At 70.5% G+C, this 20,221-nt stretch carries 13 protein-coding genes; 8 read left to right on the top strand and 5 right to left on the bottom strand.

The window, feature by feature from the left end:
- The 3 genes from VF794_RS06500 to VF794_RS06510 all read right to left on the bottom strand — a co-directional run.
- The coding region (locus tag VF794_RS06500; protein ID WP_331108311.1) for a hypothetical protein at positions 1–418 on the bottom strand (418 nt) is incomplete at its 3' end.
- Between the two features lie 186 nt (positions 419–604).
- Positions 605–1,786 carry a heparin lyase I family protein gene (locus VF794_RS06505; protein WP_331108312.1) on the bottom strand — a complete coding sequence of 394 codons (1,182 nt, stop codon included), beginning with the start codon at positions 1,784–1,786 and terminating at the stop codon, positions 605–607.
- A 256-nt stretch (positions 1,787–2,042) separates the two neighbouring features.
- Complete coding sequence (locus tag VF794_RS06510) at positions 2,043–3,026, bottom strand: acyl-CoA desaturase (protein ID WP_331108313.1); 984 nt, start codon at positions 3,024–3,026, stop codon at positions 2,043–2,045.
- A 27-nt stretch (positions 3,027–3,053) separates the two neighbouring features.
- Here VF794_RS06510 and VF794_RS06515 point away from each other — a divergent pair, with 27 nt between their 5' ends.
- The 4 genes from VF794_RS06515 (at position 3,054) to VF794_RS06530 (ending at position 8,632) form a co-directional block, all read left to right on the top strand.
- Positions 3,054–3,671, top strand: coding sequence for a hypothetical protein (locus VF794_RS06515; protein WP_331108314.1), 618 nt, complete (start codon positions 3,054–3,056; stop codon positions 3,669–3,671).
- A 117-nt stretch (positions 3,672–3,788) separates the two neighbouring features.
- Positions 3,789–5,855: a S46 family peptidase gene (locus VF794_RS06520; protein ID WP_331108315.1), complete on the top strand. Its 2,067-nt coding sequence runs from the start codon at positions 3,789–3,791 to the stop codon at positions 5,853–5,855.
- Positions 5,852–7,255, top strand: a complete 1,404-nt coding sequence (locus VF794_RS06525; protein WP_331108316.1) for a hypothetical protein — start codon at positions 5,852–5,854, stop codon at positions 7,253–7,255. The genes VF794_RS06520 and VF794_RS06525 overlap by 4 nt, the downstream gene beginning before the upstream one ends.
- A gap of 66 nt (positions 7,256–7,321) precedes the next feature.
- Positions 7,322–8,632, top strand: coding sequence for a M18 family aminopeptidase (locus tag VF794_RS06530; RefSeq protein WP_331108317.1), 1,311 nt, complete (start codon positions 7,322–7,324; stop codon positions 8,630–8,632).
- A gap of 12 nt (positions 8,633–8,644) precedes the next feature.
- Here VF794_RS06530 and VF794_RS06535 read toward each other — a convergent pair whose 3' ends face one another.
- Positions 8,645–10,564: an ATP-binding protein gene (locus VF794_RS06535; RefSeq protein ID WP_331108318.1), complete on the bottom strand. Its 1,920-nt coding sequence runs from the start codon at positions 10,562–10,564 to the stop codon at positions 8,645–8,647.
- Between the two features lie 160 nt (positions 10,565–10,724).
- On the bottom strand, positions 10,725–11,717 hold the full coding sequence (locus VF794_RS06540) for a serine protease (protein ID WP_331108319.1): 993 nt from the start codon (positions 11,715–11,717) through the stop codon (positions 10,725–10,727).
- 183 nt (positions 11,718–11,900) lie between these two features.
- On the opposite strand from VF794_RS06540, the gene uvrA reads away from it, so the two are divergent.
- The 4 genes from uvrA to VF794_RS06560 all read left to right on the top strand — a co-directional run.
- Positions 11,901–17,201, top strand: a complete 5,301-nt coding sequence (gene uvrA, locus VF794_RS06545) for an excinuclease ABC subunit UvrA (protein WP_331108320.1) — start codon at positions 11,901–11,903, stop codon at positions 17,199–17,201.
- A gap of 72 nt (positions 17,202–17,273) precedes the next feature.
- On the top strand, positions 17,274–18,032 hold the full coding sequence (locus VF794_RS06550; RefSeq protein WP_331108321.1) for an FHA domain-containing protein: 759 nt from the start codon (positions 17,274–17,276) through the stop codon (positions 18,030–18,032).
- Positions 18,033–18,055: 23 nt separating this feature from the next.
- Positions 18,056–19,957 carry an FHA domain-containing protein gene (locus tag VF794_RS06555; RefSeq protein ID WP_331108322.1) on the top strand — a complete coding sequence of 634 codons (1,902 nt, stop codon included), beginning with the start codon at positions 18,056–18,058 and terminating at the stop codon, positions 19,955–19,957.
- Positions 19,954–20,221: protein phosphatase 2C domain-containing protein (locus tag VF794_RS06560; RefSeq protein ID WP_331108323.1), on the top strand; the 268-nt coding region annotated here is incomplete at its 3' end. The genes VF794_RS06555 and VF794_RS06560, both read left to right, overlap by 4 nt.

The following is a 20,221-nucleotide window of genomic DNA, read 5'->3' on the forward strand; positions in this document are numbered from 1 at the left end:
CCAGCCATTTGAGCAGCTTGGGCGCCACCAGCTCGAAGGCCACCGTGTCGTGGTGCGGATAGGCGTGGCACTCCAGGAGCAGGGCCTCCACGCGGGCGTCCAGCTCCCGGCGTCTGGGAATCGGCTGCCGCAGGCGGACCAGGGCCATGACGGCCGCCAGGGTGTCCACGAGCGAGGAGTGGGGCGCGTAGCTGGCATCACCCCAGGAGCCATCCACTCGCTGGAGGGACAACAACTGGGAGAGGTTCTTCCGCTTCTCTCCCTCGTTGAAGAAGTCGCAGCAGAGCACCCACGCCAGGTCGTAGATGGAGAGGTTCCAATCGCCCCGGTCCGTCATCAGGGCCTGGAAGTGCTTGCGAATGTGAGGGCGCAGCGAGGCCGCGTCGGTGGCGCGGGCCGCGTCCTGCAGACCGCGCACGGAGGCACAAGGAAGGGAGCGAAGAGCTGTTGCGGGCATGGATTCACCTCTAAACCACATCTGCGGTGATGTGAGTGAATCTCTCCTTGGAAGTAGGCCCGTGGCAAGTCGCTAGCTGTTTTTTTCTTTCGCGCGACACGTATGTCGCGCTGTTTGTCTGGTTTGTCCGCGATTTCCGGGCAAAGGCTATTGCACGTCCGCGAGGGTGCGGCCCATGACCCAGCCATCGTGGTAGACGACGCCCCGCTGGGTGACGGTGTCGCTGCGGTACAGGCCCACCTTCAGGTAGTTGAGCATCCCGGAGAACTGGGTGGCGATGTAGCGCTTGGGCAGGACGAGCTGGCCGTTGTGGTACAGCTCGACGAAGCCCACGGTCGCGTTGGGCGACCACTTCACGTGGAAGATGAAGTCCTGCCACTGCCCGCGCACCAGCGGGGTCTTCCACACGATGACGCCGGGGTCTCCGCCGATGTTCAGGCGAATCTCCTCGCCATACACGTAGAACTCCACCGGGGGCGAGCCGCTGCCGCCCTCGTGGTGCCACTGGGTGAAGAGCTGCCACGTCTTCACGCTCGGGAAGTCCGAGGCGAACATGGTGCTGAAGCGGTAGTAGTACTCCGAGCCCGCCGCCTCGCGCGTCATCCTCACCAGCTCGTTGCGGTTGCCACTGGAGTTGATGGGGTCATCGCCCTGGTACACGGTGGTCTTGAGGGCGTAGCGGCCCTGGCGCAGGGGCGAGCTCACCAGTGCCAGCCGGTCCGAGCTGACCATCTGCGTGCGGGTCCACTGCGAGTGGTCCCCCGTCTCGAAGTCGCCGCGCCACACGACGGTGGAGGCCGCCGCGGTCCCCGCGCACGCACGCACCTCGGCGATGCTGGCCCAGTCATTCAGGGTGTTGCCGTTGACGGTGACGCGCAGGCGGCGCGCGGTGCGCGAGGCGAAGGTGTACGTCTCCGCCGCCGTCGTCGTGCCGGAGCTCCTGCCGGTGTACACGGTCGTGTAGTTCACCCCATCCGAGGAGACGGACAGGGTGAAGTTGCTGGCGCGCAGGTTTCCCGAGTGCCAGGCGATGGCCGCCCCGGTGAGGGCCTTGTTCGCGCCCAGGTCGTAGTCGATCCACGAGCCCTTGCCCAGGTTGCTCCAGCGCGTGTCGAGCCGATCATCCAGGGTGTTGCCCGGGACGTTGCCATCATGGCCCGAGGCCAGCACCGTGAGGCCGGACAGGGGGGTGCAGTTCTGCGTGGTGAGAGCCTCTGCTGTTGTCTGGAGCGTCTCGGTTGCGTCTTCGGCGGTGCCGGTGTCGGGGGCTCCGCAGCCGGCGGCGACGAGGACGAGCAAGGTTTCAGCCAACAGGAGGGATTTCTTCAAGGAAGAGGCTCTCGGAAGGGGTTGAAGCCAGACAGCGAAGCGGGACCAGCTTTCGGACGCAGCCCTCCCGTCGCGCCAGCTGGGCTCATCGCCCTGGCGTTCCGAGAGGTCAATGCTGTGAGGTGTGGCGTGTGCTCCTGGTCAAAGACAGTGCGAGACAGTCGTTGTCCGACCGCGAAAGAGCATCCATTAAAATTATTTTGTATTCAACACAGGTGCCCCACGCCTGCGCGCTGAGCAAGCCGGCAGGCGCGCGTCACGTCGTGGGAGACGAGGCGCGCGCGGAGAGGGCTTCCGGAGACGGCTCGCGCAAATCCCAGACGAGCCCGAACCGCGCCAGCAGGCTCAGCAGGAGGTAGCCCAGGTCCACCTGCCACCAGCGGAAGTTGGTGCGGACCGAGCCGGGAAAGGCATGGTGGTTGTTGTGCCACCCGGCGCCGAGCGTCAGCAGCGCCATCACCACGTTGTTGCGGCTGTCGTCGCGGCTGTTCAGGGAGCGCACCCCCACGGTGTGCCCCACCGAGTTGATGGCGAAGGAGATCTGCTGGACGAGGTAGTAGCGGACGAAGCCGCCCCAGACGAGCCCGCGCAGCGCGCCCTCCCACGACAGCGTGGCGAGGCCGCCCACCAGGGTCGGCAGCGCGAAGCCGAGCAGCACCCAGGTGCCATAGCGCTGGTTGAGGCGCACGAGCGGCTCGTCGCGCAGGAGGTCGGGGAGGGTGCGCGCGAAGCGGTGCGCCTGGTCATCCTCCTTCGCGGACAGGAGGCTCGCCGGCGAGTCGCGGTAGCGGTCCAGGAGGCGGCCGAAGCGGGGGATGGCCGGCACGTCGAGGTACCAGAGGAACTGGGCCCAGAACCACCCGCACAGCTTGTCCCAGGCGCCGTGGCGGCCGAGCAGCGGCGAGTGCGGATCCCCCGGCTGGTCCGTGTGGGCGTGGTGCGTGCGGTGCACGGCGCTCCACAGCAGGGCCGAGCCCTGGCCCGCCATCGAGCCGAGGATGAGGAGGAGGGCCCGCAGGGGGCGCGTCGTCTCGAAGGTGCGGTGCGCGAAGTAGCGGTGGAGGCCCACCTCCACGCCCGTCATGGTGAGCAGGTACATCCCCACCAGCAGGCCGAGGTCCAGCGCGCTCAAGCCCTCGCGCAGGAAGAGCCACACCCCGGCGCCGAAGCCCAGCAACGGCACCCCCTGCATGACGAAAAGGATCAGTGCCCTGCGGGCCCCACTCAGTTGCTCGGACATTTGAATCCAAGGTTAGCATCCCGGCCCATGTCTGGACTCCTCGTGAGAAGGTGGGGCGTGGTGGGGCTGGGGTGCGCCGGGGTACTCTCGCTGTCCGGGTGCACGCACCTGCGCCGGGAGGACCCCCAGCGCCCGCTCGTCGACAAGCTCCGGCCCGCGGCGCTGGGCTCCTTCGGCCCGGGAGAGACGGAGCGCGTTGCGCCTCCCGAGTCGGAGTCCTGCACGGTGTCCACGGCGCGCCAGTGCTACGAGCGGGGCCTCGCCTTCGCGTCCGGACAGGGCGTCCCGAAGGAGCCCATCCAGGCCGTGTCGCTGCTCGCCAAGGCGTGCAACGGGCACGTCAAGGAGGCGTGTGAAGCCCTGTCCCTGCGGCTGCGCAAGCCCGAGCGGCTCGTCTCCCCACCTCCGCGCACGGACACGACGAAGCCCGTGCCCTTCGAGAAGCGGGAGGTCATCAAGCTGCGCTGCCGGGTGGTGGACCCCGGGGTGCTGCGCGGTTGCCGGGTGGTGTCTCCGCTGATGGATGCGAGCCGGCGGGAGCGGATCCTCTCGTCCGTCGCCTCCTACCGCTACAAGCTGCCCACCTTCGATGGGGTGGCCTTCGAGTCGGAGTACCTCGCCACGTTCGACAGCGAGCCCGGGTGAGCGGAGGCCGGCCGTCCGGTGGATGGCACCCCTTCACTCGGAGCGCGTGTCCGGGCTTGACCCGACTCCAGAAGTGGGAGACCAATCCGGTCCAGGTGTGTGCAAAGGAGACTCCTGATGACACGGCTGCTCCCCGTCCTCTTCCTGCTCACCGCCGGGCTCGCCCGTGCCGATGAGGGGATGTGGACCTTCAACAACTTTCCCTCCGACCTGGTGAAGTCGCGCTACGGCTTCGCGCCGAGCAAGGAGTGGCTGGAGAAGGTCCGGCTCGCCTCGGCCCGGATCGCCGGAGGGTGCTCGGCCAGCTTCGTGTCTCCCAACGGGCTGGTGATGACCAATCACCACTGCGTGCGCGAGTGCGTGCAGCAGCTCTCCACCCCGAAGAATGACTTCATCGAGAAGGGCTTCTCCGCGGCCACCGCGCAGCAGGAGCGGCAGTGCCCGGCCATGGAGGTCAACAGGCTGGTGGACATCTCCGACGTCACCGAGCAGGTGACGAAGGCCACGCAGGGCAAGGAGGGCGCGGCCTTCCGGGATGCGCAGCGGGCGGAGCTCGCCCGGCTGGAGAAGGGCTGCGCCACCGCGCCCGACATCCGCTGTGACGTGGTGTCGCTGTACCGGGGCGGCCTGTACAACCTCTACAAGTACCAGCGCTTCCAGGACGTGCGGCTGGTGTTCGCCCCCGAGGAGGCCATCGCCTTCTTTGGCGGGGACCCGGACAACTTCGAGTTCCCCCGCTACGACTACGACGTGGCCTTCGTGCGCGTGTACCAGGACGGCAAGCCGGCGAAGGTGGACCACTGGTTGCGCTGGTCGGCCCGGGGCGCGCAGCCGGGTGAGCTCACCTTCGTGTCCGGACAGCCGGGCGGCACCTCGCGCCTGCTGACGGGGGCCCAGCTCCTCTACCAACGCGACTACGCCGTGCCCGAGCGCCTCTTCGCCCTGGCACAGCTGCGCGGGATGCTCGACGAGTTCCAGCAGCGCGGCCCGGAGCTCACCCGCGTCTCCAACAACCTCAAGTTCGGCGTGGAGAACGCCTACAAGGCCCTGGTGGGCCGGCGCGAGGCGCTGGTGGACCGCGACTTCTTCGCGAAGAAGCTGGCGGAGGAGCAGAAGCTGCGTGACTGGGTGAAGGCGGACCCCGAGCGGCAGAAGCGCTACGGCGCGGCCTGGGACAACATCGCCCGGGCCACGGACACCCTGCGCGAGATGCGCATCCGGCTGCGGCTGCTGGAGCAGGGCGCGGGCATGGGCTCGGACCTCTTCGGCTACGCGCGGATGCTCACCCGCTCGGCCGAGGAGCTGCCCAAGCCCAACGAGCTGCGGCTGGAGGAGTTCGCCGAGGCGCGCAAGCCGGAGCTGGAGCAGATGCTCTTCAGCCCCGCGCCCGTCTACCCGCAGCTGGAGCAGGCGCTGCTCACCTTCTACCTGACGAAGCTGCGCGAGCAGCTCGGGCCGGATGACCCGGTGGTGAAGAAGGTGTTGGGCAAGCAGTCCCCGGAGGCGCTCGCGCGCAAGCTGGTGTCCGGCTCCAAGCTGGCCAGCGAGCAGGTGCGCCGCCAGCTCTACCAGGGCGGCCCGGAGGCCCTCCGTGCTTCCAAGGACCCGATGCTGGAGCTCGTCCGCTCCTTCGACGCCGAGGCGCGTGCCATCCGCGAGCGCTACGAGCAGGAGGTGGAGTCCGTGCTGGAGAAGAATGGCGAGCTCATCGCCCGCGCCCGCTTCGAGGCCTATGGCACCAGCACCTACCCGGATGCCACCTTCACGCTCCGGCTGTCATTCGGGCAGGTGAAGGGCTACCCGGAGGACGGCAAGCAGGTGGAGCCGTTCACCTTCATCTCCGGCCTCTACGAGCGCGCCACGGGCGAGCCCCCCTTCCGCCTGCCCCCGAGCTGGCTCAAGGCCAGGCCCCGCCTGGAGCTCCAGACGCCCTTCAACTTCGTGAGCACCAACGACATCATCGGCGGCAACTCGGGCTCGCCCATCTTCAACAAGGACGCGGAGATCGTCGGCGTCGTCTTCGACGGCAACATCCAGTCCCTGGGCGGTGACTACGGCTTCGACGAGACCGTCAACCGCGCCGTGTCCGTCCACGGCGAGGGCATCATCGAGGGGCTCCGGAAGGTCTACGACGCTCGCCGGCTCCTGGAGGAGCTGGGGCAGCAAGGGAAGGAAGAGAAATGAGACGGTTGGCTTTCATTTGCTTGTCGTTGCTCGTCGCGCTGGCGGGGTGCTCGTCGCGGTTCGTGGACTTCGCTCCGAATGAGGAGGCCATCTACGACCAGCCCATCGACGAGGTGTGGCCGCAGGTCCGCCAGTATTTCTCGTCCAGGGGCTTCGCCTTCCGCGAGACGCCGGGGACCGCCGCGTTGGAGACGGAGTGGCGCGAGGAGTTCGCCGGCTCGAGGGTGGCCGGCTACTGGCACCGCTACCTGGTCGTCGCGAAGCCGGAGGGCCCCCACCGCTGCAAGCTGGTCATCACCCGTGACACCCGCAGCGCCAACACCGCGCTGGCGGCGGCGGGCAGTGAGCTCGTCTGGGGCGTCGACGGGCGCACCCGCGACAACCCCGAGGGCATGGGCAGCCAGGTGGCCCTCGAGGAGTCGATGCGGTCCGCCACGGGGGATGTCGGCACCCTGGCCGCGTCCAAGCAGACCGCGCGCGACATGGTGATGGAGTGGAAGGTGTTCCGGCAGATCGCCCCGGTGCTCGCGCGGGACGCGAAGAAGTCCAGCGACGTCCCCGAGGTGGTGGTGCGACAGAACGACGACATCGAGTGCGGCGTGCCCATCCTGGGGCTGGGCAAGGTGGCGCGCCCCGGCAACGTGGTGCTGCTGGGGGAGCTGCACGGCACGCGGCAGGTGCCGCACTTCATCGCCCAGAGCGCGTGCCAGGCGGCCGTGCAGGGCATTCCCGTGACGGTGGGCCTGGAGGTGCCGGACGTGAACCAGGAGCGGCTCCAGACCTTCGTGGCCAGCGAGGGCAAGGAGGCGGACTGGGCGAAGCTGATGGAGAGCGACTTCTGGCGCAGCCCGTACCCGGACGGCCGCAACAGCGAGGCCATCGCCTACCTCCTCGAGGCCCTGCGCAAGCTGCGCGCCCGGGGGTTGGACGTGGAGGTGTTCGCCTTCGACCGCCCGCCGCTCAACGGGGATGCACGCGAGGAGGCCATGGCGGACACGGTGCTGGAAGTGGCCGGCAAGTCCCGGAAGCGCGCGGTGCTGGTGGTGAGCGGCAACCTCCACCCGCGCCAGGTGAAGGGCCTGCCGTGGAACCCGGGCTACCGCCCCATGGGCCTGCGCGTCGCGCACCTGCGTGAGAACGTGTTCTCGCTGGACATCGCGTACGCCAGCGGGACGGCGTGGATCTGCGCCATGAACGAGGAGCAGAAGCTGGACTGCGGTGTGAAACCCGCCAAGGGCAAGGACAACGGGGAGCGCTACTTCGTCCACCTGTTCGACGGCCGCGACAAGCAGGGCTACCACGGCATCTTCTACGTGGGGGCGGTGTCGGCCTCGCTGCCGGCGGTGCACCTCGGGGTGGAGCCCGCGGGTGACGCCCAGGCCACCGAGCCCCGGCGCTGATCGCTTCCTGGCACTCCCGCCACGTTTCCCGTGGCGGGACGCGGCGGTGGCGCTAGCCTGGAGGAGATGACTCCCTCCGATCTCGACGCCGCCGCCAATGATCTGTTGGCCTACATCGATGCCTCGCCCACTCCGTACCACGCGGTGCGGGAGACGGTGCGCCGCCTGTCCGCCCAGGGCTACCGCGCCCTCGACGAGCGCGACCCCTGGGACCTGAAGCCCGGGGACAAGGTGTACGTCACCCGCGGGGACACCAGCATCGCCGCCTTCCACCTGGGCACCACCCCGGTGGACCGGGCCGGCTTCAAGCTGGTGGGGGCCCACACGGACTCGCCCAACCTGCGCCTCAAGCCCAACGCCCAGGTGCAGCGCTCCAGCTACCACCAGCTCGGCGTGGAGGTGTACGGAGGCCCCCTGCTCAGCACCTGGCTGGATCGGGACCTGTCCATCGCCGGTCGCGTGGTGGTTGCCCGCGAGGGCCGCCCGGCGCACCACCTGGTGGACTTCCGCCGCCCGCTGCTGCGCATCCCCAACCTCGCCATCCACCTCAACCGCGGCGTCAACACCGACGGGCTCAAGCTCAACGCCCAGGACCACCTGGTGCCCGTGCTCGCCCTGGAGCGCTCGGGCGCGGTGGACCTCAAGGCGATGCTCGTGGAGGAGCTGGTCCGGGGTGGCACCCAGGTGGCGCCGGGGGACATCCTCGGCTTCGACCTGTGCCTCTACGACCTGCAGCCCTCCATCCGCTCCGGTGCCTTCGGCGAGTTCCTCCATGCGCCGCGCCTGGACAACCTCGCCAGCAGCCACGCGGGCCTGTCCGCGCTGCTGGCGATGAGCGGGCCGGGCGAGGCCACCCGGGGTGTCGTGCTGTACGACCATGAGGAGTGCGGCAGCCGCAGCGCGCAGGGCGCGGCGTCCCCCTTCCTGCGTGACTTGCTGGAGCGCATCACCCTGGCGCACTCGGACGGGCGGCGGGACTCCTTCCACCGGGCCATCCGCCACTCCTTCCTGGTGTCGGCGGACATGGCGCACGCGCTCCACCCCAACTACGCGTCCATGCACGAGCCCAAGCACCAGCCGCTGTTGGGCGCCGGCCCGGTCATCAAGTCCAACGTGAACCAGTCCTACGCCACCGATGGCGAGTCCTGGGCCTGGTTCGCCCTGCACTGCCGCGAGGCGGGGGTGACGCCGCAGAACTTCGTCACCCGGACGGACCTGGGCTGTGGGAGCACCATCGGCCCCATCTCCGCCGGGGAGCTGGGCATCCGCACCGTGGACGTGGGCAACCCCATGCTGTCCATGCACTCCATCCGCGAGATGGCCGCCGCGGCGGACGTGGGGGCGATGATCTCCGTGTTGCGCGGCTTCTTCCGCTGAGCCCCCGGGTGCTCAACCGACGGTGGAGAGCACCTCACGCGTCACCGCCAGCAGGGCGCGCGCGTTGAAGGGCTTGTCCACCCGGCGGTTGGGCACCCGAGCCAGGAACTCCTTCGCCTGCGGGGTGAAGGCGCCGCCGGTGAGGAAGATGACCCGGCCGGACAGCTCCGGGCGCAGCCGCTGGAGCGCCGCGTGGAAGTCCATTCCGTTCATCCGCGGCATCATCAGGTCGCAGAGGATGAGGTCGAACCGCTCGCCGGCCTCCAGGCGCGGCAGGGCCTCGGCCGCCAGCGTCGTGAGCACCACGTCATGGTGGGGCCGCAGAATCCGCTCCAGGGCCGAGCACAGCATGGGCTCGTCGTCGATGACCAGCACCCGGCCCCGTGGCCCGGTGAGCGTCATGGGCCGCGGCTGCTCCGGCGCGGGCTCTTCCAGCGGCGTGGTGGCCACTGGCAGCAGCACCTGGAAGGTGGTTCCCCGTCCCAGGTCGCTGTGGACGTGGAGCTCCCCGCCCATGGCGCCGATGAGGTTGTGGCAGATGGACAGGCCCAGCCCCGTGCCCACGCCCACCGGCTTGGTGGTGAAGAAGGGGTCGAAGATGCGGCCCATCAGCTCGGGCGCGATGCCCGCCCCGGTGTCCGTCACCTCCACCGACACGTACCCGGAGGGCGCCATCCGCGTGATGAGGCGGATCTCATGGTGGTCCGCGTCGCCGTCGGCCGGGATGGCCTGGGCCGCGTTGACCAGCAGGTTGAGGAAGACCTGTCCCAGGCGCGAGTCGTTGCCGCGCACCGGGGGCACGTCGCCGTAGTCCTTCACCAGCCGAGCCCGGTGGCGGATCTCCGCCGCCGCCAGGTTGAGGGTGGACTCCAGCACCTTCTTCACGTCCACCGCCCGGAGGGGATCCTGCTGCGTCTCGCGCGTCTCGCGGGAGAACGTCTTGAGGTCCCCGACGATGGTCTGCACCCGATCCGCGCCGTGCAGCGCCTCGGTCAGCGCGGTGCACACCGACTTCAGCGTGGTGGGCGCGGGAGGGCCCTCCAGCAGGCGTGCCATCTCCTCGTGCACATAGCCCAGGTTGGCCGTGACGTAGGCCAGCGGGTTGTTGATCTCATGCGCCACGCCGGCGGCCAGCGTTCCCACCGAGGCCATCCGATCCGACAGCAGCAGCCGCGCCTGCATCTGCTTGCGCTCGGTGATGTCCGGGAACATGGACACGATGTGCGGGGTGCCCGCGTACTCCGCGATGCCCACGAAGACGAGCACGTGGCGCAGCTCCCCGCTCTTGGTGCGCACGCGCGACTCCACCCCGCGCAGCATTCCCTGCTCCTGGAAGAGCGCCGCCAGCCGCTCCTGCTCGATGGGCGTCTCCCAGAGGTTCAGGTCCTTCGCGGTGCACCAGAGCATCTCCTCGCGCGTGTAGCCGAAGAGCCGCGCGCAGGCGTCGTTGACCTCGACGAAGGCATTGCCCTCGCGCGTGGTGATGCAGGTGGGCACCGGGCTCTCGCGCAGCAGCACCGCGCACAGCCCGTCCAATTGGAAGTCTTCCGGCAGGGGCTCCGGCCTCTCGGAGGCCCGGCGCGAGGCGAGGCGCAGCCGGAGCGCCAACGAGGTCTCGTCCAGGGGCAGCAGCAGGAAGTCATCCACCCCGGCGTCGAGCAGCGGGACGAGCTGCTCCTGCTGTTCGGGCTCGGCCACCAGCAGCACGGAGGCCTGCGTCCCGCGAGGGCATGCCCGCAGCGCGCGCACGAGCACGATGCGATCCCCCGCGTCGTCCAGGTCCAGCAGCACGAGCGGGAAGGGCGACTGGCGGAAGGCCGTGATGGCCGCCTCGTCGTCTCGGGCCAGCGTCACGTTGATCCCCAGCTGACGCAGCAGCGTCTCCACCGGCGAGAGATCGATGTTCCCGGAGGGAACGAGCAGGGCCCGCATGTGCTCCTCGTGGTGGTGTGGCCGCCAGGGGCGACCGCGCGCCGCGCGCAGAGGTGTCTTACTACGGGCCAAGTATACCCATTACCCGGTTCACATGGATGTCGCTGGTTGAACGATTTTCCTGGAAATCCATGGAACCGGGCTCCAGGAGCCGCGGGCTTCACTGCATGTATGACTTGGGCGCCGCCATGCGTGCGAACGCGGCCTGGGCCTGCAACCAGCGATCGATGACCTGGAGCAGGCCATCGAAGGTGTCGCGCAGGGCCCAGGCGCGCTCGTCCGCGTCGGCGAGCTGGGTGCAGCGGTGGAGTCCATCGCGCAGGGCGCCTTGTGCACCGGGGCAGTCGGAGCGCTCCTGGATGAGCCGTGCGGCGGTGCGCGCGTAGAGGCGGTAGCAGCCCTCGGGGTCTCCGCGGTTGTAGGTGGGAGCGCCGAGCTGGATGGCGTGCATGATGGCCAGGGCGACCTCCTCGACGGCGTCCGTGGCGCACCCCTCCAACAACGAGAGCGGGTGGGTGGGCACGTGGCGCTGACGGGAGGCGGCGGGCCTGGCCATGGCGAGCGCGGAGATGGGCTGCGAGCCGGGCTGCTCCAGCAGCGGCAGCACGTAGCGCGAGGGGATGACGATGGTGACGGGCCGTCCGTCCGCGAAGGCGCAAGTGGCCACGCCCACCAGCGCGCCCGAGGCATCCAGCACCGGGCCTCCCGAGGCGTCCTCGGGCAGCGCGGCCTCCAGCTCCAGGAAGGTGAGGGACTCGTCGAGCACCTGCACCGCGTGCACCCGTGTCTCCATCAGCCCCATCATGCCCGCGCCGGCTGGCAGGAGGATGTAGAGCGAATCGCCCTCGCCGGGGTGGGCGTCGGGAGCGAGGTCCATCGCCTGCACGTCCTGGGTGGGCAGCCGCAGCACGGCGAGATCCCGCTTCTCGTCCAGGGCGATGACCTCTTCCACCTCGACGAGCTGCTCGTCGGCGAGCACGACATGGACCATCTCGGCCCCCGCCACCACGTGCAGGTTGGTGACGAGGTAGCCCCAGGGCGAGACGATGAAGCCGACCCCCTGGCGGCCCGGCAGTTCCAGGATGGCGAGGGCTGGGGCTGCCCGGGCGGCAACCGCCCGAGCGGGGATGAATTCGGGTTCGACGGGCAACATGGGGGGCCTCCCTGCGCGGACCCCTACAGCATGGACACTCCGCCGGGGCCGGGCAGGCGACGACGCCGGAGCGGCCCGATGAAGGCAGGGCGACCGACCGGTTTCAGGGGCTCGGAAGGGCTCGGTCCCACGTCATGGATTCGGTTGGCGGGCCCGACTTCCGCCGTTAAACCAGCGCCTCCCATGCACAAGACGCACCTCGTTGGAGCCCGGACCCACAATCTCCAATCCCTCTCGGTGGATCTCGCCGAAGGGGAGCTGGTGTGCCTCACCGGCGTGTCCGGCTCGGGCAAGTCCAGCCTCGCGCTCGACACCCTGTATGCCGAGGGCCAACGCCGCTTCGTCGAGAGCTTCAGCCCGTATGCCCGCCAGTTCCTCGAGCGACTGGAACGGCCCCCGATGGATGGCCTGGAGCCCGTGGCCGCGGGCGTGGCCGTGGACCGTCGCGCGCCAGTGAAGAGTTCGCGCTCCACGGTGGCGACGCTGGCCGACGTGGAGGCCTACCTGTCGGCCCTCTTCACCCGTGAGGCCATGCCCATCTGCCCCACCTGTGGGGTGGAGGCGGTGCGCACCGATGCGCGCGTGGCCGCCCTGGCGACAATCGCCGCCGAGCCCGAGGCCCAGGCCGTGCTGGCCTTTCCCCAGCGCATCGCGGACACGGCCGAGTTCCTCGACGTGCGCTCCCGGCTGCTGAAGGAGGGCTACCACCGGCTGGTGGTGCGGGGCGAGGTGCGTGAGCTGGAGTCGCTGCGGCCGAGCGAGGCCACCGACTCGGCTGGCGTGGCGCACGTGGTGGTGGATCGGTTGAAGCTGGCCCAGGGGCAGCTCGGACGGGTGACGGCGGCGCTGGAGTCGGCGTGGGCGATGAGTGGCGGCGAGGCGGTGGCCTTCACCCCCGCGGGCGCCCGGCGCATCCGGCGCGGACTGGTGTGTCCCCAGTGCTCGCGCGAGTTCGAGCAGGCCCGGCCCGGCCTCTTCAGCTACCAGTCGCCCACCGGCGCCTGCCCCCCGTGCAAGGGCTTCGGCCGCACCATCGGCATCGACTGGGACAAGGTGGTGCCCAACCCGACGCTGAGCCTGGAGAAGGGGGTCATCCGCCCGTGGACGGGCAAGACGTCCGAGTGGGAGCGGAAGATGCTCTTCCGCTACGCCCGCGAGCACGGCATTCCGTTGGACGTGCCCTGGGAGCGGCTCACCCCGGCGCAGCGGGAGCGGGTGCTGGAGGGCGAGGGGGACTACCACGGGGGCCGCGCCTACCCGGGCGTGCGCGCGTGGTTCCGCTGGATGGAGAGCCGCACGTACAAGATGCACGTGCGCGTGCTGCTCTCGCGCTACCGCGCCTACACGCTGTGCAAGAGCTGCGAGGGCGCTCGCCTCAACGAGTCCGCGCGGGCCTGGCGCGTGGGCGGGCTGGACCTGTCCGCGTGGCACGGGCTGGAGCTGTCCGACGCCCGCGCGCGCCTGGAGGCCCTGCGCACCCATACTGGCCAGGGCGAGCTGGTGCGCCGCGAGCTGGCCAGCCGCCTGGGCTATCTGGAGCGGGTGGGGCTCGGCTACCTCACGTTGGACAGGCCCGCGCGCACGCTCTCGGGAGGCGAGGCACAGCGCGTGTCCCTCACGGCGGCGCTGGGCACCTCGCTGACGGGCGCGCTCTTCGTCCTGGACGAGCCCACCGTGGGCCTGCACCCGTCCGACGTGGGCCCCCTCACCGGCGCCATGTCCGAGCTGGCCACCCGGGGCAACATCGCCCTGGTCATCGAGCATGACCCGCTCGTCATCCGCTCCGCCCACCGCGTGCTGGAGCTGGGCCCCGGAGCCGGCAGGCACGGCGGCAAGCTGTGCTTCGACGGCACGCCCGAGGCGTTGAGGAAGCGCGCGGACCTGCCCACTGGCCGGCTGCTGTCGGGCTCCGAGGAGGTGAAGCGCACGCCGCGCCAGCGCACGGGCGAGCTGGTGGTGCGCAATGCCCGCGCCCACAACCTCCGGGGCGTCAACGTGCGCGTGCCGCTGGGCGTGCTGTGTGCCATCACCGGGCCGAGTGGCTCGGGCAAGAGCACGCTGATGGACGAGGTGCTGTACCGCCACCTCGGGCGTGCCCTGGGCGAGAAGGACGTGGAGGTGCCCGGCGAGGCGGACGGCGTGGACGGGTTGGAGGTGGTGGAGCGCGTCACCTTCGTGGACCAGTCACCGCTGGGGCGCACCTCGCGAGGCAACGCGGCCACGTACACCAAGGCGTGGGACCGGATTCGGGACCGTTTCGCCTCCGAGCCCGAGGCCGAGGTGCGGGGCCTCACCTCGGCGCACTTCTCCTTCAACGTGGACAAGGGTCGCTGCGAGGCCTGCTCGGGCGAGGGCTACGAGACGGTGGAGATGCAGTTCCTCGCGGACGTCTCCCTGCTGTGCCCGGTGTGCCGGGGCCGCCGTTTCAAGGAGGAGGTGCTGTCCATCCGGCACCGGAGTCTCTCCGTGGCGGACATGCTGGAGCTGACCGTGGACGAGGTGCTGGAGCGCTTCGCCGACGACAAGGCGCTGGTGCGGGCGCTCGGGCCGGTGTCGCGGCTGGGCCTGGGGTACCTGCCGCTCGGCCAGCCCCTGTCCACCCTCTCCGGTGGTGAGGCCCAGCGCCTCAAGCTGGCGCGGGCCCTGGCCAGCGAGGCCGAGGGCTCGCTCTTCCTCATCGACGAGCCGAGCGCTGGTCTGCACGACGCGGATGTGCGCCAGGTGCTCGCCGCGCTGCACGAGCTGGTGGAGCGTGGCGCCAGTGTCGTCGTGGTGGACCATGACCTGGTGGTGATGCGGGGCGCGGATTGGATCATCGATCTGGGCCCTGGCGGTGGCCGCAACGGCGGGCTCCTGGTGGCCGAGGGCACTCCGGAGCAGCTCGCGCGAGACAAGGGGCTCACGGCGGCGGCGCTGCGTGGGGAGCTGGGCGCGGCGGTGGTGCCGACGAAGCGGGGGAAGGGCGAGGCGGAGGCGGCTCCGGCCATCGATGTGGAGCACGCGCGCGAGCACAACCTCCAGGATGTGTCCTGCCGGATTCCGCTGGGGAAGATGACGGTGGTGACGGGGCCGAGCGGCTCGGGAAAGAGCTCGCTCGTCTTCGACGTGGTGTTCGCCGAGGGCCAGCGGCGCTTCCTGGAGACGCTGACGCCCTACGCGCGCCAGTTCCTCCCGATGATGCCGCGCCCGGACGTGGAGCGCATCAGCGGCATCCCCCCCTCCGTGGCGCTGGAGCAGCGCACCTCGCGCGCGGGAGCCACCAGCACCGTGGCCACCGTCACCGAGGTGGCCCACTACCTGCGCCTCCTCTTCGCCAAGCTGGGCCAGCCCCACTGCCCGCGAGACGGTGAGCCCATCGCCGCCACCACGGCGGAGGCCATCTACGCGCAGCTCACCGAGATGAAGGGGGACGGCACGGTGCTCGCTCCCGCGGTGCGCGCGCGCAAGGGCACGTACCTGGACGTGTTCACCGCCGCCGCGCGCGCGGGCATCGAGACCGCCATCGCCGACGGCAAGGTGGTCTCCACGGACCAGCCGCCGCAGCTCGTGAAATCGCGCGAGCACGACATCGACCTCGTCATGTACCAGGGGAAGCTGGCGAAGCTGCCGCGCGACGTGTTCGACAAGGCCCTCACCTGGGGCAAGGGCGCGCTGAAGGTGCGCACCAGCGGTAACAAGGAGACGCTGCTGTCCAGCGAGCGCACCTGCCCCGTCTGCGGCTTCTCCGTGCCGGAGATGGACCCGCGGTGGTTCTCATTCAATACGAAGCAGGGCCGCTGCGTGGACTGCGAGGGCACGGGCGTGGAGGGCGGCGCGGAGGCCCTGGCCGAGGGGCGCTCGGAGTCGTGCCGGACCTGCGAGGGCTCGCGCCTGGAGCCGGTGCCGCGCGCCGTGCGGCTGGAGGGCTCGCGCTACCACGAGGTGGTGCAGCAGTCCGTCAGCGCGACGCTGGAGCAGGTTCGCGGATGGAAGTTCCGAGGGAACCAGGCGTTGCTCGGCGAGCCGTCCCGCCAGGAGCTGCTGCGGCGCATGGAATTCCTGGACCGGGTGGGGCTGGGCTACCTGTCGCTGGATCGGAGCGCGGCCACGCTCTCGGGTGGCGAGATGCAGCGGCTGCGGCTGTCGGCGCAGCTCGGGGCGGGCCTGACCGGGGCGATGTACGTGCTGGACGAGCCCACCATCGGCCTGCACCCGCGCGACACGCACCGGCTGCTGTCCAACCTGCGCGCGCTGGTGGACACGGGCTCGACGGTGCTGGTGGTGGAGCACGACACGGACACCATCCGGGCGGCGGACCACCTCATCGAGCTGGGGCCCACGGGGGGTCGCGGCGGTGGGCGCATCCTCGCCGAGGGCTCGCCCGAGAAGGTATTGCAGCACGAGGATGCCCCCACGGCCCGTGCGCTCCGGGAGCCCGCGGTGCAGGCGGGGACCGCGCGGGGCGAGCCGGAGAAGTGGATCGAGCTGAAGGGGGCTCGGGCGAACAACCTGAAGGGCGTGGACCTGCGGATTCCCGTGGGCCGGCTCACCGTGGTGTCGGGCGTGTCGGGCTCGGGCAAGAGCACACTGGTGCGCCACGTGCTGTACCCGGCCCTGCGCGAGAAGCTCGGGTTGGTGACGACGCGGCCGGGGTCCTTCAAGACGCTCACGGGTTTGGAATCCATCCGTCGCGTGCTGGCGGTGGATCAGTCACCCATCGGGCGGACGCCGCGCTCGGTGCCGGCGACCTTCCTGGGTCTGTGGGACGAGCTGCGCCGGGCGTTCGCGGCCACGCCCGAGGCCAAGGTGCGAGGTTTCAGTCCGGCGCGGTTCTCGTTCAACACCGCGTCCGGAGGCCGGTGCACGGCCTGTGACGGGCAGGGCGCCATCTCTCACGAGATGTCCTTCCTGCCGGACGTCGTCACGCCGTGCGAGGTGTGCGGCGGAGCGCGCTTCGACGCGGCCACGCTGGAGGTGCGCTACCACGGGCTGACGATCGGCGACGCGCTGCGTCTGTCGGCGGACGAGGCGAAGGACGTCTTCCACGCGCTGCCCAAGGTGGCCGCGCCGCTCTCGTGCCTGTCGGACCTGGGCGTGGGGTATTTGCAGCTCGGACAGGGCTCGAACACGCTGTCGGGTGGCGAGGCGCAGCGGTTGAAGCTGGCGGCGGAGCTCACGGCCTCCATGCGCCACGAGCCCACGCTGTACGTGCTGGACGAGCCCACCACGGGCCTGCACCTGGGGGACGTGTCGAAGCTGATCTCCTTCCTGCGGCGGCTGGTGGACCGAGGGGACACGCTGGTGGTCATCGAGCACCACCCGAGTGTGATCGCCTCGGCGGACCACGTGGTGGAGCTGGGGCCCGAGGGGGGCGAGGCCGGCGGGCACATCGTGGCGGAGGGCATGCCACGGGACGTGGCACGGCTGAAGACGGCCACGGGCCGGGTGCTCAAGTCCCTGTTCGCGGCGGAGGAGCCGGCCCGGAAGGCGGTACGGGGGCGGTGAGCCTGGCGGTCAATAAGCCCGGTCCGGCTGGAGTTTCCTCCTGCGCGTGCCCTAGAGTCGGCCAAGCCCCCCATGCGCTGTCCCTCCTGCCAGAACGAGAACGCCGTCGGTGCCGCCTATTGCGATATGTGCGGCTTCGACCTGACGCCTGCCAAGCGTGCCACGGTCGCCGAGAGCGCTCCCGCGCCGCTGCCGCCGCCCCAGCCGGCCAACCCGCATCAGAAACGTCACACCGTCTTCGAGCCGGATCCGGCGGCGCCTCCTCCGCCTCCCGCCCAGCGGGGCGCGGACTTCTTCGCCAATCCTCCGCCGCCCCGGCCCACCTTCGATCCTCGCGATCCCTTCGCCGCCGCGTCCCTGCCGCCCTCGCGTCCGGCCGCCGCGCCCATGCCCCCCATTGCCCCGGCTCCCGTCGCGGCTCCGGCCCCCGCCGCGGCTCCCGCGCCGCGTCCCAAGGCCCGGACCATCGTGGAGACCACCAACGAGGGGGCCGCCGTGGGCCTCATCCGCGGGGCCCTCTTCGAGTACCGCGGCCCCACCGATCCCGGTCGCGTCCACCCGCTGCGCTCCGGGCGCAACGTGCTCGGTCGCGACGCCGGGTGTGACGTGGTGGTCGACGACGGGCGCGTGAGTGGCCAGCACGCCTTCCTGTTCATCCGCGCCGAGGACGCCTCGTACATGGACGTGTCGAGCAACGGCTCCATCGTCAATGGCTCCGTCGTCCACGGCGAGCAGATCATTCTCCAGAACCATGCGGTGCTGACCCTGGGGGGAACGACCCTGGTGCTCGTCATCGTTCCCGAGCCGCTGCTGTCCCGCCGCTCCCAGTGAACCGCTCCGGAGGGGGGATGCACATGCATCGCACAGCCATCATGACGGCGGGCCTGCTCGCCGTGCTCCTCGTGGGCGCGCCCGCGAGCGCCGCGGACAACGGGCTCACCGTGCTCGCGGCGCCTCCCGCGTCCGCGGGGAAGATGAGGCTGCAGGTCGAGGTCACCGACCCCTCCCTCCAGCAGGAGCTCCGCGCGTCCGGTGCTTCTCCGGGCCTCTTCCACGTCGTCGTGGACCAGGCCGGTGCGCAGGTGGACGCGGTACGCCGCCTGTCCGATACCCGGGAGGGCCGCTACACGATCCTCGCCTTCGACCAGTCCGGATCCTTCTCCACGTACTGGCCGCAAGCCTTCGGATTCGCGAGGGCCTACGCGGACGCACTCGGCGCCAGCCCACGGAACCACACCGTGGCGGTCATGACCTTCGGGAAGAGCAAGACCACTCACTGCGAGGAGTCCTCCTCCTCCGGCCTCGGCGCGTGTCTGGCCAGGGTCGAGGGGCTCGGCACCCATCAGCTCGTCACCCGGCTCAAGTTCTACATCCAGGACGCCATGCGCGAAGCCGCCCGCAAGCAGCCCCTCTCCAAGGGGGGCTCGCGCGAGGTCATCGTCTTCACCGATGCGGGCGAGGAGTCGAACGCGCTCAGCGTGCAGAAACTCATCGGGGACGCGCGCGACCTGGGCGTGCGCATCCATGTGGTGGTCTTCAGCGGCGGCGCCACTGGCAAGGGGGCCGCCCGGCGGCTCGACGACATGTCCAAGCTCGCCGGGGAGTCGGGGGGGCGCTACATCCAGGTGGAGGACGTGGATGCCGGGCAGGCGCTCGCGGGGCTCGTGGGCGCGCTGGAGCACATCTACTGGTTGGACGTGGCCTTCTGTGGAGTGAAGCCCAGGCAGACCTCGGACCGGCTCTCGGTGGAAGCACTCTCGGGCGGCAACCGCATCGCCTGGAGCGACTCCGTCTCCTTCCGCCAGAGTGCCGAGGGCTCCGCGACCGCCGCCTGTCCGAACACGGTCGCCACGGGTCCCGCTCCGACACAGCCGGGCCGCACCACGGGCACGTCCAAGCCGGGTACCTCTGGAGCGGCCAATGCACCCGGCACCCCTCCTGGCGCCTCCGGGTCCACCTCGCCACCCACGCAACCCGGAGCGACGCCCGGCGCGACGGTCCAGCCCGGAGCGGCGGGTTCTCCTGGGACGGGGACACAGCCCGGTGGCACGACGGGGGCCCCTGCCGCCGGAGCGGCCTCGAGCGGGGTTCCCTGGTGGTTGCTCGCGCTGGGCCTGCTCCTGCTCGTGGCGCTCGTGCTCGCCGTGGTGCTGTCCCGGCGCCGCTCGACGCCGGCTCCCGCTCCGGCGCCCGTGCAGGAGGCGAAGCCCGTGGCGCCCCCCGTGCCCGAGCCTCCTCCCGCGCAGCCCGAGCCTCCTCCGGTGGCTCCCGCCGTGTGGAAGGATCCCTTCGCCACGCTGCCGGAGACCCGGCTGGTGGTGACCCGGGGCCCTCCGGGGCTCGAGCCGTTCTACCGGGTCCACAAGTCCTCGTTCACCATCGGGGCCCGCTCGGGCGAGATGGACCTCTGCGTCAACCTGCCCCAGCTCAGTGGCCACCACGCGACGGTGCAGCTCTTCAAGGCGGGCAACGTGTTCGTCAAGGACGAGAACTCCACCAACGGCACCTTCGTGGACGGGCGCCGGCTGAACCCAGGCGAGCGCGTCCCGGTGCGGCCCGGGCAGACCATCCGCCTGTCACAGCACCTGGAACTCACCCTGGAGCAGCCCGGACTCCAGCCCGCCGTGCCCGCTCCGGGCGGCGTGCCCCTGGTCGAGGCGCCTCCCTCGGAATCCGCCGCTCCCCAGCCCGCCACGCAGGCGCCTCGGGCGAAGGCCAGGACCATCTACGCACCCGCGAAGGGAGAGGACGAATGAGCCTCCCGCTCTACATCCATGGGAGCACCGACGTCGGGCGACAGCGCTCGCAGAACGAGGACTCCTTCCGCGTCGCCGCCCCGCCGGATGGCTCGCGGCTGCTCGTCGTCTGTGACGGCATGGGCGGCCACGAGGCCGGTGAGGTGGCCAGCCAGGTGGCCAGCGATCGCATCGTCGAGGTCATCTCCGCCAGCTCACCGGAGAACCCGCCCCGCGCCCTCTATCAGGCGTTCGTCGAGGCCAACCAGGCCGTGGTCGAGGCCT

Origin of the sequence: Archangium sp. (assembly GCF_036389735.1) — a bacterium.
Lineage (GTDB): Bacteria > Myxococcota > Myxococcia > Myxococcales > Myxococcaceae > Archangium.

Excerpts from the sequence above, each read along its gene's own strand:
- VF794_RS06510 (WP_331108313.1), bottom strand. The coding sequence starts at position 3,026 with ATGTCCGAGCAACTGAGTGGGGCCCGCAGGGCACTGATCCTTTTCGTC.
- VF794_RS06515 (WP_331108314.1), top strand. The coding sequence starts at position 3,054 with ATGTCTGGACTCCTCGTGAGAAGGTGGGGCGTGGTGGGGCTGGGGTGC.
- VF794_RS06520 (WP_331108315.1), top strand. The coding sequence starts at position 3,789 with ATGACACGGCTGCTCCCCGTCCTCTTCCTGCTCACCGCCGGGCTCGCC.
- VF794_RS06525 (WP_331108316.1), top strand. The coding sequence starts at position 5,852 with ATGAGACGGTTGGCTTTCATTTGCTTGTCGTTGCTCGTCGCGCTGGCG.
- VF794_RS06530 (WP_331108317.1), top strand. The coding sequence starts at position 7,322 with ATGACTCCCTCCGATCTCGACGCCGCCGCCAATGATCTGTTGGCCTAC.
- VF794_RS06535 (WP_331108318.1), bottom strand. The coding sequence starts at position 10,564 with ATGCGGGCCCTGCTCGTTCCCTCCGGGAACATCGATCTCTCGCCGGTG.
- VF794_RS06540 (WP_331108319.1), bottom strand. The coding sequence starts at position 11,717 with ATGTTGCCCGTCGAACCCGAATTCATCCCCGCTCGGGCGGTTGCCGCC.
- uvrA (WP_331108320.1), top strand. The coding sequence starts at position 11,901 with ATGCACAAGACGCACCTCGTTGGAGCCCGGACCCACAATCTCCAATCC.
- VF794_RS06550 (WP_331108321.1), top strand. The coding sequence starts at position 17,274 with ATGCGCTGTCCCTCCTGCCAGAACGAGAACGCCGTCGGTGCCGCCTAT.
- VF794_RS06555 (WP_331108322.1), top strand. The coding sequence starts at position 18,056 with ATGCATCGCACAGCCATCATGACGGCGGGCCTGCTCGCCGTGCTCCTC.